Source organism: Rhizobium sp. NZLR1 (assembly GCF_017357385.1).
Lineage (GTDB): Bacteria > Pseudomonadota > Alphaproteobacteria > Rhizobiales > Rhizobiaceae > Rhizobium.
In genome coordinates this window covers 491,776-508,947 of record NZ_CP071633.1, presented here as the reverse complement: position 1 = coordinate 508,947, position 17,172 = coordinate 491,776, and the positions used below count along the sequence as shown (strand labels likewise).

The window sequence follows — 17,172 nt, the reverse complement described above, 5'->3', positions numbered from 1 at the left end:
AAAGTACCAGCGAATTCCCTTCTTTGTCCATGGTCTATCCGCGGCTCCCGTTTTAGCTTCTGACAATATTCCAAGGGAGGAACCTGAGATGCGAGCTGAAGACCACCGCGGCGACAAGACCCGTCCGTTTACCGGCGCCGAATATCTCGCCAGCCTGCGCGACGGTCGCGAGGTCTATATCAACGGCGAGCGCATCGCCGACGTCACCAGCCATCCGTCGATGCGTAATTCCGCGCGTTCGATCGCGCGGATGTATGATGCGCTGCATAACGAAAAGACCAAAGACCGGCTGACATCGCCGACCGATACCGGCAATGGCGGCTATACCCACAAATATTTCCGGGTGGCGAAATCTTCAGCTGAGCTCGTCGCCCAGCAGGGCGCCATCGCCGATTGGGCTCGCATGTCCTATGGCTGGATGGGCCGCACCGCCGATTACAAGGCGGCGCTGATGAACACGCTCGGTGCCAATGCCGACTGGTATGGGCCGTTCAAGGACAATGCACTCGCCTGGCACAAACGCGCGCAGGAAGCAGCGCTGTTCATGAACCACGCGATCGTCAATCCGCCGATCGACCGGCACAAGCAGGCCGATGCCGTCAAGGATGTCTTCGTCCACATCACCAAGGAAACCGATGCCGGCATCTACGTGTCCGGCGCCAAGGTGGTCGCCACGTCCTCGGCGCTGACGCATTACAACTTTCTCGCCCAAAGCTCGGCGACGGTGACGGAAGACCCCTCGCTCTCGGTCATGTTCATCGTTCCGATGAATGCGCCCGGGATCAAGATGTTCTGCCGCGTCTCCTACGAGCAGACCGCCAACACGATCGGCCAGCCCTTCGACTATCCCTTGTCCTCCCGCTTTGACGAGAACGATGCAATCCTGGTGCTCGACAACGTCTTCGTCCCCTGGGAGGACGTGCTGGTCCTGCGCGATGCGGCCAAGATCCTGTCCTTCCATCCGGCCTCCGGCTTCATGCACGGCTATTGCTTCCAAGGCTGCACGCGCTTTGCCGTCAAGCTTGACTTTATGGCGGGGCTGCTTGCAAAGGCACTGCGGGCCACCGGCGGTGATGCCTTCCGCGGCAATCAGGCGGCGCTCGGCGAGGTCATTGCGCTGCGCCACATGTTCTGGTCCTTTTCCAACGCCATGGCCCACAATCCGCAACCATGGGCGAACGGCGCCGTGCTGCCCAACATGGAAGCGGCGCTTTCCTACCGCACCTTCATGTCGGAGGCCTATCCGCGCGTCATCGAGACGGTGCGCAAAGTCGTAGCCTCGGGGCTGATCTATCTCCCCTCCTCCACCAAGGATTTCGGCAATCCCGAGATCGACCGCTATCTCGCCCAATATGTGCGCGGCTCCAACGACATGGGCCATATCGAGCGCATCAAGATCATGAAACTGCTTTGGGATGCGACCGGCACCGAATTCGGCGGGCGTCACGCGCTCTACGAACTCAACTATGCCGGCGCGCCTGAGGAAGTCCGGCTGCAGGTGCTGAAGGGCGCCGAGCGCGGCGGACGGCTGAAGGAGATGGAAGCGCTCGTCGACCAATGCATGAGCGACTACGACGAAAATGGCTGGACCAGTGACACCTGGCTGCCGCCGCTCGATGCAGCGTCTCCCGTGCGTAACGCGGCCGAATGAGGCGACGACCATGGAGGAGCAAGTCTCGAAAACCGAGTTCCGCAATGCGATGGCCAGGGTCTGCGCCCCGGTCAACGTCATCACCACCAACGGACCCGCCGGGCGCGGCGGATTCACCGCCACCGCCATGTGCAGCGTCACCGACGAACCGCCGACACTGCTCGTTTGCATGAACGGCCGCTCAGCCCAATGCGGCGTCTTTCTCGAAAACCACCGCTTTTGCGTCAACGTACTCGCAGATGATCACCAGGAGCTGGCCGGCTATTTCGCCGGCCGCCAAGCGGATATGGCGGCCCGGTATGCCGCGGCGGAATGGGTCGATATGCCATCGGGAACCCAGGCACTGGCCGGCGCCATGGTCTCCTTCGACTGCCGGCTCGCCGAGGCGCGCCTGGTCGGCACGCACCATATCTTCATCGGCCAGGTCATTGGCATTCGCTCGCGGGCGGATGGCAATGCACTGCTTTACTTCGACCGCAACTATATCAACGTGCCGACGCAGGTGGGCAGTTTCGGTGGCTAGTGCATCGGGCCGATGCCTGGCGTCAAAGTGGTACAGCGCCTGAAAAAACTCCTGCGCTGTACCACCTATCGCAGCGTGACGTTCGATGTCGAGGGAGCGCTGAATTCCCAGCCGCGAATCTGCACCGGGCCGTCATCACGGAGCGCGATCTCCGGCGGTTTGTCGATCAGATAGGTGGACGCCGAATTGATCTGCTGCCGGGCAAACCAGCGCCCTGCACAAAAGTGATGGCCGAAGCCGAAGGCCGCGTGACTTCCCTCGTACGGTGAATGTCGAAGCGTCTCGGATCCGTGAACCGCTCTCGCAATACGAGGCCGAGGCGAGCACGGCGGCGACCGGTTGATTGGCGGGATCGTCACGCCACCGATTTCGACGGCCTGTGTCGTCTGTCGCGTCTGCGTAGCGATCGGCGTGATCCAGCGCAAGGCTTCGTCGACGGAGCGCGGAAGAAGCGCATCGAGATCGCCCTTCACTTCCGCGAACTGATCCGGGTTCTGCAAAAGGCCTGCCATGATCGAACCCGCTCCCTGGCCAGGCTCCTGCATGCCGCCAAGCTGCACGATTTTGAGTGTCGGCAGCACGAATTCTATGGTGCGAGTCTGGTCCTCGGGCATGCCGTCATGCAGCATATGCGACAAGGCGGAATCGTCCGGCTCTTCGATGAGCTTCTGCATCACGGGCGTCACGGTGATTTCGGTGCTGACTGCTGGCCGAAATTCCTGTTTTAGAGCTGGATCCACGCGGTTTTCAGATCGACATATTTGTCCAGCGCATGCAGCGATTTGTCATGACCATTGCCCGATTGCTTGACGCCGCCGAGCGGAACGCTGTTGTCTGACCCGCCATAGGTATTGACATGCACGACGCCGGCGCGAATTCCGCGCACCATCCGGTGGGCGCGCGACAGGTTCGACGTCCAGACGGCGGAGGCCAGGCCGTATTCTGTGGCGTTGGCGATCTGCAGGGCTTCCGCCTCCGTCTCGAACGGAATGACCGACAGGATCGGCCCGAAGACCTCCTCACGGGCAAGCGCCATCGATGGCGTCACGTCGAAGACCGCCGGCCGCATGTAATAGCCGCCCGTCTCCTCCAGGATGCGGGCGCCGCCGGTGCGCAGCAGAGCGCCCTCCGAGACGGCCTGGGCGACATGGCCGAGGTCTTTCTGCAACTGGATCTCGCTTGAGATCGCGCCCGCTTCGGTTGAAAGCTGCAGCGGGTCTCCGACCCTCATGGAGGCGGCAATGCCGGCGACCTTTTCCGAAAATTCCTCGTGGATCGATTTTTCCACAAGCAGGCGGGAGCCCGCGACGCAGACCTGGCCGGAATTGCGGAAGATGCCGTAAGCCGACACCGTGGCCGCCTGATCGAGATCCGGCGCATCGGCAAAGACGATGTTCGGAGATTTGCCCCCGAGTTCGAGATAGACGCGCTTCAGATTGGAGCGCGCCGAATATTTCAGCAGCCGGCGCCCGACCGGGCCGGAACCGGTAAAGGCCAGCACATCGATATCCATGTGCAGCCCGAGTGCTTCGCCGCTGACGGCGCCGCGCCCGGTGACGACGTTGAGCACGCCATCCGGCAATCCCGCCTCTGCGCAAAGTTCGGCGAGCCGCAGCAGCGTCAGCGACGCGCCCTCGGCCGGTTTCAGCACCACGGAATTGCCGGCCGCCAGTGCCGGTGCAATTTTCCAGGCGCCGATCATCATCGGGAAATTCCACGGCACGATGGCGGCAACGACGCCGACGGGCTCGCGATGGATAAGGCCGAGAATATTATCGGCCGTCGGCGCGATCTCGCCATAGACCTTGTCGATCGCCTCGGCGTAGTAGCGGAAGGTGCCGGCGGCACTGCCGGGCTCGGCCTTCAGCGCCATGGAGATTTCCGTGCCGTTGTCGCGAACGCCGAGAACGGCGAGCTCGAGCGCATTCTTCTCGATCAGCTCGGCGATCTTCAGCAGCACCTTCTTGCGCTCAGCAGGTGCTGCCTTCGACCAGCCGCCTTTTTCGAAGGCACGCCGCGCTGCCTTGACGGCGAGATCGACATCGTCGGAGCCGGCATCGGCGATCGTCGTCAACCGGGTTCCGTCGATCGGCGAGATGACATCCATCGCAGCACCGCCGACGGGCGGTCGCCATGCGCCGCCGATAAACAGCGACCGAGGTGCAATGTCGAGCATCCGGAGTTGATTGACCTTGTCCTGCATCTCAATCCTCGCAAAATCAAAGCATGTCGCGCAAAACCAAAACGGTGCAAGCGGTTTTGCGCGTTTTAGATCGGCGGGCGATGCGCCCGCCAATCCAGCCGGTTTCAATCAGGCTTCCTGGCCCGCGCCGAGACGTCCGAAGCTCACTGAATCCGCCGATCTCAACCGCGCGGCAGCGATGAAGCCGATGATCGCTGCGATCAGCACGAGACCTGGAAGGAAGACGGCCAGAACGCCGCTCGCTCCGGCGATGCTGCCGAAATAGATGGTGATATAGACCACCAGCGCCAGCAGGATCACACCTGTCAGAACCGGGAGGATCTTGGTCACCAGCGCATTGTTTTCGAGACCGGGATTACGGCCGAAGAAGGCAACGATCGCAAATGCGGTAAAGGCCATCAGCAGGATGATCGCAAGCGTGCCGACATTGGTGAGCCAGGAAAACAGCGCCAGCACCGGATCCTGCCCGGTGAAGGCAAAGAGAGCGACGACGACAGCGGCAATGACCGTTTGGATCACCGAGCCGACATGCGGGCTTTGGAAGACCGGGTGGGTGACGCCGACAGACTTCGGCAGCAAACCTTCGCGACCGGCGACATACATGTAGCGGGCAACGCCGTTGTGGAAGGCGAGTACGCCGGCAAACAGGCTGGTGACGAACAGGATGTTCATGACCACGACAATCCAGTGGCCGACATAGCGCTCGGCGAGGCCGAACAGGAACGTCGTCGGATCGGCAAGGCCCTGCAGTTCGGGAACAAGCTTGTCGGCGCCGGCGCCGGCCACCATCAGCCAGGAGGTCAGCATGTAGAAGAGGCCGATGATCAGCACGGAAATATAGGTCGCGCGCGGCACGGTCTTGTGCGGTTCGCGGGCTTCCTCGCTGTAGATCGTCGTGGCTTCGAAGCCGATGAAGGCGGCAAAGCAGAACAGGATGCCGATTGCCGGCGTGCCGCTCATGAACGCAGCTGGCGTGAAGGGGGTGGACGAAAGGCCGCTGTCGCCGCCCTTCAGGAGGATCGCCGCATCGATGACCAGGACGACCAGATATTCGAGAATGACGAGAACGGTCAGAACTTTGGCCGAGAGGTCGACACGGCGATAGCCGAAGACGGCCACGATCGCGATGCCGATATAGGTCCAGACCCACCAGGGCAATTGCAGGCCGAGGCCGGCGAAGAGGCCAGAGGTTGCTGCGCCGAACAGGCCGAAGACGCCGATCTGCATCGCATTATAGGCCAGGATGGCGACCAATGCCGCGGCGCCCCCCATCATGCCGCCCAGGCCTTGGGCCGTGTAGGCATAGAATGCGCCGGCATTGCGGATATGGCGGGCCATGGCAACGTAGCCGACGGCAAAGAGCAGCAGGATCAGCGTGACCAGCAGAAAAGTGAGCGGAATGCCCGGTCCATTGCCGAGCATCATCGACAGCGGCACGCCGCCGGCGACCGCGGTCAGAGGGGCTGCGGCCGAAACCACCAGGAAGGTCACGGCACCGACGCCGAGACTGTTCTTGCGCAGCTGGTTCTCAGCCGCGCCTTGCGAATTTTGCGTATTCATCTGCCTTCGTTCCCCTTGTTAAGAACATCCGATAATCCCCGCGATTGCGCGCAGGCGACCTCCACCAGAACCGGACTGACAAACGGGCGCTTATGCTTTTGTTGATTTTACCGCCGTCAGCGCCTAAGGTTCATTATTTGAACCACAGCTTCAAATATAGACTTGCAAACAATCCCTGTGTCTGTCAAGTTATTTCGCATGTTAAGTATCTTGGGTCGCCGCCATCGTGCCGCGGCGCAGGGTCTGCGGCCCGATTTGACCGATGGCGCCGAGCCGACGCGGGGAAACCTGGGCATGACCCGACCCAAGAGGAGGAACGATGAGCACGATCGGAAAGGCGCTTTCATTGCTGGATACGCTGTCGCGACTGGATAAGGAGGCGGGTCTGACGGACATCGCCCGCCTGTGCGCGCTCGACAAGGCGACGACCCGCCGCTTTCTGGTGGAATTGGAAAAACACGGTTTCGTCGAGCAGGATCCCGATACCCGCCGCTATCGGATCGGATCGGCGCCGGTTCGTCTCGCACGCATTCGAGAGGCCCGCTATCCGTTCCTGCGCGTTGCCATTCCCTTCATCAAGGCGCTCGCCGAAACATCGATGGAAACGGTGCATTTCTCCGAGTTCTCCGGTGGCCGGCTTTCGACCATCCATGTGGAGGATTCGCCGCGGGCTCACCGCGTCATCGTCGAAGTCGGCATCCCCCTGCCCTTTCACGCCACCGCATCCGGCCTGGCCTTCCTCGCCTTCTGCCCGCCGGCGGAGATCGACGAAGCGCTTGAAAAGCCACTCGAAAAGTTCACCGACCACACCGTCGTCGATCCCGGACGGGTGCGCGATCTGCTCCAGGAGACGGCTGCGCGAGGCTTTTCCATCAGCCATCAAGGTCTCGAAGCCGGTGTCGTCAGCACGGCTGCGCCGATCCGCGCACCCGGCGGTCATCCGGTCGGCTGCGTCGCCATCGCCGCCCCGCTGGCCCGCATCACAAAGGCGGCGATCGACGAATTCGGGGCTCAGGCCATCACTGCCGCCGATGCGATTTCAGAAAAATACTACGGGTCGGAAAGGCCCATGGGAACCAGTGTAAAAATCAGGAGGACGGATCGATGAGCCCTGTGGCTCCTTCGCCAAGAATACTCGTCATCGGAACCGGTGACACCAAATGCGACGAGCTGCAATTCATGGCGTCCGTCATTGAAGAAGCCGGCGGCCGACCGGTCATGGTCGATGTCAGTATTCTCGGCGACCCGCCCTACGTCCCCGATTATTCCAAACATGACATCGCGCAAGCCGCCGCGACCTCGATTGCGGCGATCACCGAAAGCGGTGACGAAAACAGTGCCATGGCCGCCATGGCGAAGGGGGCGACCGCACTTGTCCGCAAGCTCTACGATCAAGGATTGGTGGACGGCATCATCGTGCTCGGCGGCTCCATGGGCACGGATCTGGCGCTCGACGTCGCGGCCGTCCTGCCGCTCGGCGTGCCGAAATTCGTGGTGTCGACCATCGCCTATTCCCATCTGATCCCGCCCGAGCGCATCGCGCCCGATCTGATGATGATCCTCTGGGCCGGCGGTCTCTACGGCCTCAACGGTATCTGCCGCTCAGTCCTGTCGCAGGCCTGCGGCGCCGTCGTCGGAGCCGCCAAGCACGGAAGCAAGCCCGACTGCGAACGCCCGCTGATCGGCATGACCTCGCTTGGCTCTTCCTGCCTGAAGTATATGAAGTATCTGCGGCCCGAGTTGCAAAAGCGCGGCTATGACGTCGCCGTGTTCCATTCCACCGGCATGGGCGGGCGCGCCTTCGAAGCCATTGCCTCCCAGCGCGGCTTTGCCGCTGTCTTCGATTTCTGCATCCAGGAGGTCAGCAACCATCATTACGGCACGGTGGTCACCTCGGGACCGGACAGGCTTGAAAATGCCGGCCGCGCCGGCATCCCGCAGATCGTCGCCCCCGGGGCCGTCGATATGGTCGATCTGCAGGCCTGGCAGCCCCTGCCCGACATCTTTGCCGACCGTCCGTATCACGCTCACAACCGGCTGATCGGATCAGTGACGACATCGCCCGAGGGCCGGCGGGAAGTCGCCCGGCTGATCGGGCGAAAGCTCGAGCGCGCCGATGCGGAGGTTGCCTTCCTGCTACCGACGGAAGGGCTTCAGGAATGGGACAAGCCCGACGAGCCTCTGCATGATCCGGAAGGGCTGGCCGCCTTTCTCGACGAGATGCGCCGGGCCCTCCCCGCCTCCGTCGCCCTTCACGAGGTCGATGCCCATATCAATGCGCCGTCCTTCTCCGCCGCCGCGCTCGCCATTTTCGACAATTGGATCGCCGAAGGCGTGATCCCGAAAGGACGGCCATGACTGCAAACCGTGCCCTCATCCTCGACTTCGGCGGCGTGGTCACCCGCACCCTGTTCGAGACGCATGACATCACAGAACGCACACTAGGGCTTGCCAAAGGCTCGCTCGGCTGGCTCGGGCCTTTCGACACCACGACCGATCCGCTGTGGGTGGCGATGCAGAACCGTGAGATCACCGAGCGTGACTACTGGCTGACCCGCACCAGTGAAGTCGGCGCCCTGCTCGGCGAAACCTGGACGGATATGCAGACTTTCGTGCGCCGGGCCCGTGGCGCCGAGCCCGAACTCGTGCTGCGTCCGGAAGCCCGCGACGCCACCCTGCGCGTCAAGGACGCAGGGCTGAAGCTTGCGATCCTGTCGAACGAGCTCGATCTTTTCTACGGCGTCGAGTTCCGCAAGCGCTTCCCGCTGATCGAACTCTTCGACGTCATCGTCGATGCCACCTACACCAAGATCCTGAAACCCGATCCGCGCGCTTACGAACAGGTGCTTTCCGAGCTCGGCCTGCCGCGCGAAGCCTGCGTTTTCGTGGACGACCAGAAGAAGAACATCGAAGGCGCTGAAGCCGTCGGATTGCAGCATGTGCATTTCGACGTCACCCGGCCTGCCGAAAGCTATGCCCGCGCACTTGCGATGCTGGGGCTCTGAACCGAAGGGAATAGAGATGCGTGAAACCAATTTCATAGCCGAAAACAATGCCCGTCACATGTGGCACCCGATGGCCCACCCGGCCGAAATGCAGGCGCATCCGCCGCGCATCATCAGCGCCGGCGAGGGCGTGGAGATCGTCGATATCCAGGGCAAGAAGGTGCTGGATGCGGTCGGCGGCCTCTGGAACGTCAATCTCGGCTATTCCTGCGAACCGGTGAAGAAGGCGATCCGCGACCAGCTCGACGAGCTGCCCTACTATTCGACGTTCCGCGGCACGACGAATTCGCCGCTGATCGAACTGTCCTACGAGCTTGCCGAATGGTTCCGGGAAGACGGGCTCAACCGCTCCTTCTTCACGTCGGGCGGCTCGGATTCGGTCGAAACCTGCCTCCGGCTCGCGCGGCAATATCACAAGATCAACGGCCAGCCCGAGCGCACCAAATTCGTTGCGCTGAAGAAGGGATATCACGGCACCCATTTCGGCGGGGCATCCGTCAACGGCAACCAGAATTTCCGCCGCAACTACGAGCCGCTGCTGCCGGGCGTCTTTCACCTGCCCGCACCCTTTGCCTATCGCAATCCGTTCGGTATGAGCGACGGCGCAGAGATCGCGGCGGCCATCGGCCGGCTGTTCGAAGACGAGATCGCCTTCCAGGGGGCGGACACCATCGCCGCCCTGATCGTCGAACCGGTGCTCGGCGCCGGCGGCGTCATCGTCCCGCATGAGACATTCCTGCCGCTGATGCGCGAGATCTGTGACCGCCACGGCATTCTGCTGATCGCCGACGAAGTCATCACCGCCTTCGGTCGTGCCGGCGCCTGGACGGGATCGCGCCTTTGGGGCGTCATACCCGATCTCATGTCCACCGCCAAGGCGATCACCAACGGCTACTTCCCCTTCGGCGCCGTCATGATCGCCGACAACGTCGCCGAAGTTTTCGAAAGCAACAAGAACGGGGTCGGCACGATCGGCCACGGCTATACCTATTCCGGCCATCCGGTCGGCGCCGCCGCCGCACTTGCGACGCTGAAGGAGACCAAGCGGCTGGATGTCGCCGCCAATGCCGCCGCCCGCGGCGACGAACTGCTGGCCGGCCTGAAAAAACTGCAGGAGAAGCACGAGCTGATCGGCGACGTGCGCGGCAAGGGCCTGATGTGCGCGCTCGAACTCGTCAGCGATCGAGGCAAGAAGAGCGCGGCGTCGAAGGATGTCCTGCAAAAGGTGCAGGATGCTGCCTATGATGCCGGCGCCCTCGTCCGCACCTCGGGAGCCAATGTCATCATGTCGCCGCCGCTCGTCATCACGGCCGGGGACGTGCAGACGATATTGACGGCGCTTGACGCCGGTCTCACCGCCGCGGGAGCCTGATCATGTCCGACAATGCTGCCCTCATCGCCCGTCGCGAGCGCCTTCTCGGCCGGAACATGTCGCTCTTCTACGAGGAGCCGGTCCACCTTGTCCGTGGCGAGGGCGTCTGGCTTTGGGATGCCGACGGCCGCAAATTTCTCGACTGCTACAACAACGTGCCGCATGTCGGCCATTGCCATCCGCGCGTGGTCGAGGCGATCACACGACAGGCCTCGACGCTCAATACCCATACGCGCTATCTGCATGAAGGCATTCTCGACTATGTCGAACGCCTGACGGCGACCTTCGATAGGAGCCTTGACGCCGCGATCCTCACCTGCACCGGCAGCGAGGCGAACGACATCGCGCTGCGCATGGCGCAGGCCGTCACCGGCAAGACCGGCGTGATCGCCACCGACCATACCTATCACGGCAACACAGCTGCCGTGTCGCAGCTGTCGACCCGCATGCCGCCGGTCGGCGGCTTCGGCGGTCATGTCAGGCACGTGCCGGCGCCCGATAGCTACCGTCCGCTCGGCGGCGAAGGCGGCGATGCCTTTGCCGCGGCCTTCGCTGCCGAGGTCGAGAAGGCGATCGCCTCGCTTCAGGACGGCCCGCACGGGTTTTCGGCGCTGATCATCGATCCGTTCTTTGCCAATGAAGGTTTTCCGGATCTGCCGCCGGGCTTCCTCGTCAAGACGGTGGCTGCCGTGCGCAAGGCCGGCGGCCTTGTCATCACCGACGAGGTGCAGCCGGGTTTCGGCCGCACCGGCTCGCATATGTGGGGCCATCAGCGCGCCGGCATCGTTCCCGACATCGTGACGCTCGGCAAGCCGATGGCCAATGGTCATCCCGTCGGCGGCGTCGTCGCCAATGCCGATACGCTGAACGCTTTCCGCAAGGCGTTCCGCTATTTCAATACGTTCGGCGGCAATCCGGTCTCCTGCGCCGCCGCCATGGCGGTCCTCGATGTGATCGAGGATGAGAAGCTCGTCGAGAACGCCCGCCATGTCGGCGAATATACACGCGGCGCCTTCAAGCGGCTTGCGGAAAAACATGCGATCATCGGCGACGTGCGCGGCAGCGGCCTGTTCATGGGCATGGAATTCGTGCTGGACCAGACGACCAGGGAACCGGCCGTCACGCAGGCGACCCGGATCGTCAATGCGATGCGCGAGCGTGGCGTGCTGATGGGCAAGATCGGCATCCATCAATGCGCCACCAAGATCCGCCCGCCGATGCCGTTCTCCAGGGATCATGCCGACCTGATGCTGTCGGTCTTCGACGACGTCCTTGGCAGCTTGTGAGGCAGGGATGGGCGATCAACTGCCGCAAACCATCCGGGATGCCCTGCAGGAACGGGCGCTGGAAGCGCTCGGCCACTGGTCGGCCTTGGCGGACGACCCGGTTCTGCTGAAATACCGGGAAAACGCCGTCTTCCGTATCACGCTTGCCGATGGCCGATCTGCCGCCCTGCGGCTGCATCGGCCGGGCTATCATGACGAGACGAGCCTGCGCTCGGAACTGGACCTTATGGCAGCGCTGCGGTTCGGCGGCCTCGATGTGCCGTGCCCCGTGCCGACCGGAAACGGGCAAAACCTCATTTGCCTTCCGGAGAGCTGCCGGTTTCCCGAGCAATATGCCGACGTCGTCAGCTGGGTCGACGGCGCGGCCCTTGGGCAGAGCGGTACGCCGCTGTCGCAACCGGCTGAAACGCAGGCAGATATCTTCTTCTGCATCGGCCATGCCATGGCGACCATGCATGATCTGGCCGACGCGTGGGCTCTGCCGGCAGATTTCCGCCGTCCGGCATGGGACGCCGAAGGCCTGCTCGGAGAAAAACCCCTCTGGGGCCGCTTCTGGGATTGCCCGGGACTTTCACGCGACGAAGCCTCGGCGCTCTCGGCATTGCGCGACGACTTGCGGCACCGCCTCGCCAATGCGCAGCGACACGGCCTCGACTACGGCCTGATCCATGCCGATCTTGTACGCGAAAACATCTTCCTGACGGGAGATGAAGATCGTGTCGCCTTTATCGACTTCGACGATGCGGGATATGGCTTCCTCTTGTTCGATCTCGCCACGGCACTGCTGAAGAACCGCCAAGAGCCAGCCTACCCCGCCATCGAGAATGCCTTGATCACAGGCTATCGCAGCCGGCGCGGTCTTTCCGATGCGGCGCTGGAATGCCTGCCGTTGTTCATGGTGTTGAGGAGCCTCACCTATATCGGCTGGCTTGCCGAGCGGCCCGAAATCCCGAACGCCGCCGAGCGCCTGTCGCGTTATGTCGCCGAAAGTCTGGAACTCGCAAGAAAGCTCGATACCGGAGCTTGACATCCACGGTCAATTTATTAACATGTTAAGTAAATAGAGATCGGGGAGGATCGATGCCACATCTCACCATCGAATATTCGGCCAATCTCGACGATCGCGCTGATATCGGCGCGCTCTGCGAGACGCTGCTGAAGACCGTGCTGGAGACGGGCCTCTTCGAACTCGGCGCGGTGCGCGTCCGCGCCCTTCGCGCCGATCATTATGCGATTGCCGACCAGCTCCCGGAAAACGCTTTCGTCGACCTGAACTTCCGCATCGGCAAGGGCCGCACGGCTGAGGAGAAGAAGCGCACGGGCGAAGCGATCTTTGCGGCGGCGGCGGACGTTCTCGGCCCGCTCTTCGAGACGCCGCATTTCGCGCTGTCGCTGGAGATCCGCGAGATCGATGCGGAGCTGAGCTGGAAGAAGAACGCCATCCATCCGCGGCTTCGCGGCAAGTGACAACGCCCGCGTCGCGGGATGAGACAACATCGAGGAAATAGACGATGTCCAAACTGCAGGAAAACATCGCAAAGGCCGAAACCTATCTTGCGCGGCTGAAGGAACGCGGTGTCCTGAACCGGATCGGCGGCGAGGATGTGACGGCCGATGACGGCTCGACCTTCGAGACGATTTCGCCGGTCGATCTGCAGCCGCTCGCCACCGTCGCGCGCGGCAAGGCCGCCGACATCGACCGGGCCGCCAGGGCCGCCAAATCAGCCTTTGCCGAGTGGGCCGCCATGCCGGGCGATGCCCGCAAGAAGCTGCTGCACAGGATCGCCGACGCGATCGTCGCGCGGGCCGAAGAGATCGCTTTTGTCGAATGCATGGACACGGGGCAGTCGCTGAAGTTCATGGCCAAGGCGGCGCTGCGCGGTGCGGAGAACTTCCGTTTCTTCGCCGATCGCGCCCCTGAAGCCCGCGACGGCAAATCGATTCGCGCCGACGGCCAGGTCAACATCACGACCCGCAATCCGATCGGCCCCGTCGGCATCATCACGCCCTGGAACACGCCGTTCATGCTGTCGACCTGGAAGATTGCGCCGGCACTCGCCGCCGGCTGCACCATCGTCCACAAGCCGGCCGAGTTCTCGCCGCTGACGGCACGCCTGCTCGTCGAAATCGCCGAAGAGGCCGGCCTGCCGAAGGGGGTCTGGAACCTCGTCAACGGCTTCGGCGAGGATGCCGGCAAGGCGCTGACCGAACATCCGCTAATCAAGGCGATCGGCTTCGTCGGCGAGAGCCGCACCGGCTCGATGATCATGAAGCAGGGCGCCGACACGCTGAAGCGGGTGCATTTCGAGCTTGGCGGCAAGAACCCGGTCGTCGTCTTCGCTGATGCCGATCTGGAGCGCGCCGCCGATGCCGCCGTCTTCATGATCTACTCGCTGAACGGCGAGCGCTGCACCTCGTCCTCGCGCCTGTTGGTCGAGGACAGCGTCTATGACAGGTTCACTGCGCTCGTCGCCGAAAAGGCGAGCCGCATCAACGTCGGCCATCCCCTCGATCCCGAGACGGTCATCGGACCGCTGATCCATCCGGTACACGAGAAGAAGGTGCTGGAATATATCGCGATCGGCAAGTCGGAAGGCGCAACGGTCGCGGCCGGCGGTGCCAAATATGACGGTCCGGGCGGCGGCTGCTATGTCTCGCCGACCCTGTTTATCGGCGCCGACAACGGAATGCGCATAGCCCAAGAAGAGATCTTCGGGCCGGTGCTGACCGCCATTCCGTTCAAGGACGAAGCCGAGGCGCTCGCCCTTGCCAACGACATCCAGTACGGCCTGACCGGCTATCTCTGGACATCGGACGTCACCCGCGCCTTCCGTTTCACCGATCATCTCGAGGCCGGCATGATCTGGGTGAACTCGGAAAACGTCCGCCACCTGCCCACCCCCTTCGGTGGAGTGAAGAACTCGGGCATCGGCCGCGACGGCGGCGATTGGTCTTTCGACTTTTACATGGAAACCAAGAACGTCGCCTTTGCCACCAAGCCGCACGCCATCCAGAAGCTCGGCGGCTGAACGACAGCAGCAGGTATAAAGAGGAGGAACCCCCATGCCCTTGCCGCAACCCAATCTCTACCCGCCCTTCAACATCGTGCGCCTCAGCCATGTCGAATACGGCGTCAAGGATCTTGCCAAATCGCGCGCCTTCTATGTCGATACGCTCGGCCTTCAGGTGACCGACGAGACGGCCGACACCATTTATCTGCGCGCCATGGAAGAGCGCGGCCACCACTGTATCGTCCTGAGGAAGTCGGAGATATCGGAGGCCCGCGACCTCGGCTTCAAGGTCTTTGGCGACGAGGATCTCGACAAGGCTGCGCACTTCTTCAAGGGCAAGGGCCTGCCGGTGGAATGGGTCGAGCGGCCCTACCAGGCGCGCACCTTCCGCACCCGCGATCCGCTCGGCATTCCGCTCGAATTCTATTCGAAGATGGACCGCCTGCCGCCGATCCACCAGAAATATGCGCTCTACAAGGGCGTCAAGCCGCTCAGGATCGACCACTTCAACTGCTTCTCGCCCAATGTCGATGAATCGGTGGCCTTCTACAACGAGATCGGTTTCCGCGTCACCGAATACACCGCCGACGAGGAAACCGGCCGGCTCTGGGCCGCCTGGACGCATCGCAAAGGCGGCGTGCACGACATTGCTTTTACCAATGGCAAGGGTCCGCGGCTGCACCACACCGCCTTCTGGGTGCCGACACCACTCAACATCATCGACCTGCTCGACCTGATGGCGACGACCGGCTGGGTGTCCAACATCGAGCGCGGCCCCGGCCGCCATGGCATCTCCAACGCCTTCTTCCTCTATATCCTCGATCCGGACGGCCACCGCATCGAGATCTACTGCTCGGATTATCAAACGGTCGATCCCGACCTCGAGCCGATCAAGTGGGATCTGAAAGATCCGCAGCGCCAGACGCTCTGGGGCGCCACGGCGCCGAAATCCTGGTTCGAGCATGGCAGCCTGTTTGCCGGGACGCCGATACGGGAAGCCGATCTCAAAGCGCAGCCGATCGTTGCCCCATGATCGGCATCAGCCCATGATGCGACGCCGCGCGTCGGCTTCGCATCAACTCCATCGATAAAGGACCGTCACCATGCAGCTCAAAGATATCAGTCTGTTCTGCCAGGCAGCCCTCGTCGGCGATCACTGGATTGAGGCTGACCGGGAGACGGGTATCGCGGTCACCAATCCGGCCACGGGCGAGACCATCGGCTACGTCCCGAAGCTCGGGGCCGCCGAGACCCGGGCCGCGATCGAGGCCGCGCGGATCGCGCAGAAGGGCTGGGCTGCCAGGACCGCCAAGGAGCGCTGCGGCATCCTGCGCAAATGGTATGAGCTGATGATCGAGAACAAGGACGATCTCGGCCGCATCCTGACGCTGGAGCAAGGCAAGCCGCTGGCGGAGGCCACCGGTGAGATCGTCTATGGCGCGAGCTTCATCGAATGGTTCGCCGAGGAAGGCCGCCGGATTTACGGCGACCTGATCCCCGGCCATCAGCCCGACAAGCGCATCATGGTGATGAAGCAGCCGATCGGCGTGGTGGCCGCGGTTACGCCGTGGAACTTTCCGAACGCCATGATCACCCGCAAGGCCGGGCCCGCCCTGGCCGCTGGCTGCGCCATGGTGCTGAAGCCGGCCAGCCAGACGCCGTTTTCGGCGATCGCCATCGCCATCCTTGCCGAACGCGCCGGACTTCCCAAGGGCCTCTTCAGTGTGATCACCGGCTCCGCACGGGAGATCGGCGGCGAAATGACCGCCAATCCCGTCGTGCGCAAGCTGACCTTCACCGGCTCGACCGAGGTCGGCGCCGAGCTTTACAAGCAGAGCGCGCCGACCATCAAGAAGCTCGGCCTGGAGCTCGGCGGCAATGCGCCGTTCATCGTCTTCGACGATGCCGATCTCGATGCGGCGGTAGAGGGCGCCCTGATCGCGAAGTTTCGCAACAATGGTCAGACCTGTGTCTGCGCCAACCGCATCTATGTGCAGGAAAAGGTCTACGACGCCTTTGCCGAGAAACTCGCTGCCGCCGTATCCAAGCTCAAGACCGGCAACGGCTTCGACGAGGGCGTGATCCTCGGGCCGCTGATCGACAAGGCAGCGCTTGATAAGGTCGAGGAGCACGTGGCCGATGCCGTCGGCAAGGGCGCCCGCATCGTTCAGGGCGGCAAGAAACACGCGCTCGGGGGCACTTTTTACGAAGCGACCATCCTCGCCGATGTCACCAGGGAGATGGCGGTTGCCCGCGAGGAGACCTTCGGTCCGCTGGCACCGCTCTTCCGCTTCAAGGACGAAGCCGACGTGATCGCCCAGGCCAACGACACCGAGTTCGGTCTCGCCTCCTATTTCTATGCCAAGGATCTCGCCCGCGTCTTCCGGGTCGCCGAGGCGCTGGAATACGGCATGGTCGGCGTCAATACCGGGCTGATCTCGACGGCCGAAGCCCCCTTCGGCGGCGTCAAGCTCTCCGGCCTCGGCCGCGAAGGCTCGAAATACGGCATCGAGGAATTCACCGAAATCAAATATGTCTGCCTCGGCGGCATCGCCTGAGGC

Annotated in this window: 15 protein-coding genes; 12 read left to right on the top strand and 3 right to left on the bottom strand. The window is 62.9% G+C overall.

The window, feature by feature from the left end; translation table 11 throughout:
- The first annotated feature begins 88 nt into the window (after positions 1-88).
- Together J3O30_RS24750 and J3O30_RS24745 are read left to right on the top strand one after the other, a co-directional pair.
- The gene (locus J3O30_RS24750) at positions 89-1,651 is read left to right on the top strand and encodes a 4-hydroxyphenylacetate 3-hydroxylase N-terminal domain-containing protein (protein ID WP_207584443.1); all 1,563 of its coding nucleotides are present in this window, start codon (positions 89-91) and stop codon (positions 1,649-1,651) included.
- Between the two features lie 10 nt (positions 1,652-1,661).
- Entirely contained in the window at positions 1,662-2,174 is a 513-nt protein-coding gene (locus J3O30_RS24745) for a flavin reductase (protein ID WP_207584442.1), read from the top strand.
- A 65-nt stretch (positions 2,175-2,239) separates the two neighbouring features.
- Here the strand turns inward: J3O30_RS24745 and J3O30_RS24740 are convergent, their stop codons facing one another.
- The 3 genes from J3O30_RS24740 to J3O30_RS24730 form a co-directional block, all read right to left on the bottom strand.
- Positions 2,240-2,914 carry a cytochrome P450 gene (locus J3O30_RS24740; protein WP_207584441.1) on the bottom strand — a complete coding sequence of 225 codons (675 nt, stop codon included), beginning with the start codon at positions 2,912-2,914 and terminating at the stop codon, positions 2,240-2,242.
- Positions 2,899-4,377, bottom strand: a complete 1,479-nt coding sequence (locus tag J3O30_RS24735) for an aldehyde dehydrogenase (protein WP_207584440.1) — start codon at positions 4,375-4,377, stop codon at positions 2,899-2,901. Before J3O30_RS24735 ends, J3O30_RS24740 begins: the two co-directional genes overlap by 16 nt.
- A 108-nt stretch (positions 4,378-4,485) precedes the next feature.
- Positions 4,486-5,937, bottom strand: coding sequence for an APC family permease (locus J3O30_RS24730; protein WP_207584439.1), 1,452 nt, complete (start codon positions 5,935-5,937; stop codon positions 4,486-4,488).
- Between the two features lie 319 nt (positions 5,938-6,256).
- Between J3O30_RS24730 and J3O30_RS24725 the strand changes: the two genes are divergently transcribed.
- From J3O30_RS24725 to gabD, 10 genes are all read left to right on the top strand, one after another.
- Entirely contained in the window at positions 6,257-7,045 is a 789-nt protein-coding gene (locus J3O30_RS24725) for an IclR family transcriptional regulator (RefSeq protein ID WP_207584438.1), read from the top strand.
- Positions 7,042-8,295: a Tm-1-like ATP-binding domain-containing protein gene (locus tag J3O30_RS24720; RefSeq protein ID WP_207584437.1), complete on the top strand. Its 1,254-nt coding sequence runs from the start codon at positions 7,042-7,044 to the stop codon at positions 8,293-8,295. Before J3O30_RS24725 ends, J3O30_RS24720 begins: the two co-directional genes overlap by 4 nt.
- Positions 8,292-8,942, top strand: a complete 651-nt coding sequence (locus J3O30_RS24715; RefSeq protein WP_207584436.1) for an HAD-IA family hydrolase — start codon at positions 8,292-8,294, stop codon at positions 8,940-8,942. The genes J3O30_RS24720 and J3O30_RS24715 overlap by 4 nt, the downstream gene beginning before the upstream one ends.
- A 16-nt stretch (positions 8,943-8,958) precedes the next feature.
- Positions 8,959-10,314: an aspartate aminotransferase family protein gene (locus J3O30_RS24710; protein ID WP_207584435.1), complete on the top strand. Its 1,356-nt coding sequence runs from the start codon at positions 8,959-8,961 to the stop codon at positions 10,312-10,314.
- Positions 10,315-10,316: 2 nt separating this feature from the next.
- A complete protein-coding gene (locus J3O30_RS24705; protein ID WP_207584434.1) occupies positions 10,317-11,600 on the top strand; it encodes an aspartate aminotransferase family protein in 1,284 nt (427 codons plus the stop codon).
- A gap of 7 nt (positions 11,601-11,607) precedes the next feature.
- Positions 11,608-12,627, top strand: coding sequence for a homoserine kinase (locus J3O30_RS24700; protein ID WP_207584433.1), 1,020 nt, complete (start codon positions 11,608-11,610; stop codon positions 12,625-12,627).
- A 53-nt stretch (positions 12,628-12,680) separates the two neighbouring features.
- Entirely contained in the window at positions 12,681-13,067 is a 387-nt protein-coding gene (locus J3O30_RS24695; RefSeq protein ID WP_207584432.1) for a 5-carboxymethyl-2-hydroxymuconate Delta-isomerase, read from the top strand.
- A gap of 44 nt (positions 13,068-13,111) precedes the next feature.
- On the top strand, positions 13,112-14,629 hold the full coding sequence (hpaE, locus tag J3O30_RS24690) for a 5-carboxymethyl-2-hydroxymuconate semialdehyde dehydrogenase (protein WP_207584431.1): 1,518 nt from the start codon (positions 13,112-13,114) through the stop codon (positions 14,627-14,629).
- A gap of 34 nt (positions 14,630-14,663) precedes the next feature.
- Positions 14,664-15,644, top strand: coding sequence for a 3,4-dihydroxyphenylacetate 2,3-dioxygenase (gene hpaD / locus J3O30_RS24685; RefSeq protein ID WP_207584430.1), 981 nt, complete (start codon positions 14,664-14,666; stop codon positions 15,642-15,644).
- Positions 15,645-15,714: 70 nt separating this feature from the next.
- On the top strand, positions 15,715-17,169 hold the full coding sequence (gabD, locus tag J3O30_RS24680) for an NADP-dependent succinate-semialdehyde dehydrogenase (protein WP_207584429.1): 1,455 nt from the start codon (positions 15,715-15,717) through the stop codon (positions 17,167-17,169).
- Positions 17,170-17,172 lie beyond the last annotated feature (3 nt).

Bases quoted from the DNA above. Each gene is read 5' to 3' on its own strand.
- J3O30_RS24750 (WP_207584443.1), top strand. From the start codon at position 89: ATGCGAGCTGAAGACCACCGCGGCGACAAGACCCGTCCGTTTACCGGC.
- J3O30_RS24745 (WP_207584442.1), top strand. From the start codon at position 1,662: ATGGAGGAGCAAGTCTCGAAAACCGAGTTCCGCAATGCGATGGCCAGG.
- J3O30_RS24735 (WP_207584440.1), bottom strand. From the start codon at position 4,377: ATGCAGGACAAGGTCAATCAACTCCGGATGCTCGACATTGCACCTCGG.
- J3O30_RS24730 (WP_207584439.1), bottom strand. From the start codon at position 5,937: ATGAATACGCAAAATTCGCAAGGCGCGGCTGAGAACCAGCTGCGCAAG.
- J3O30_RS24725 (WP_207584438.1), top strand. From the start codon at position 6,257: ATGAGCACGATCGGAAAGGCGCTTTCATTGCTGGATACGCTGTCGCGA.
- J3O30_RS24720 (WP_207584437.1), top strand. From the start codon at position 7,042: ATGAGCCCTGTGGCTCCTTCGCCAAGAATACTCGTCATCGGAACCGGT.
- J3O30_RS24715 (WP_207584436.1), top strand. From the start codon at position 8,292: ATGACTGCAAACCGTGCCCTCATCCTCGACTTCGGCGGCGTGGTCACC.
- J3O30_RS24710 (WP_207584435.1), top strand. From the start codon at position 8,959: ATGCGTGAAACCAATTTCATAGCCGAAAACAATGCCCGTCACATGTGG.
- J3O30_RS24705 (WP_207584434.1), top strand. From the start codon at position 10,317: ATGTCCGACAATGCTGCCCTCATCGCCCGTCGCGAGCGCCTTCTCGGC.
- J3O30_RS24700 (WP_207584433.1), top strand. From the start codon at position 11,608: ATGGGCGATCAACTGCCGCAAACCATCCGGGATGCCCTGCAGGAACGG.
- J3O30_RS24695 (WP_207584432.1), top strand. From the start codon at position 12,681: ATGCCACATCTCACCATCGAATATTCGGCCAATCTCGACGATCGCGCT.
- hpaE (WP_207584431.1), top strand. From the start codon at position 13,112: ATGTCCAAACTGCAGGAAAACATCGCAAAGGCCGAAACCTATCTTGCG.
- hpaD (WP_207584430.1), top strand. From the start codon at position 14,664: ATGCCCTTGCCGCAACCCAATCTCTACCCGCCCTTCAACATCGTGCGC.
- gabD (WP_207584429.1), top strand. From the start codon at position 15,715: ATGCAGCTCAAAGATATCAGTCTGTTCTGCCAGGCAGCCCTCGTCGGC.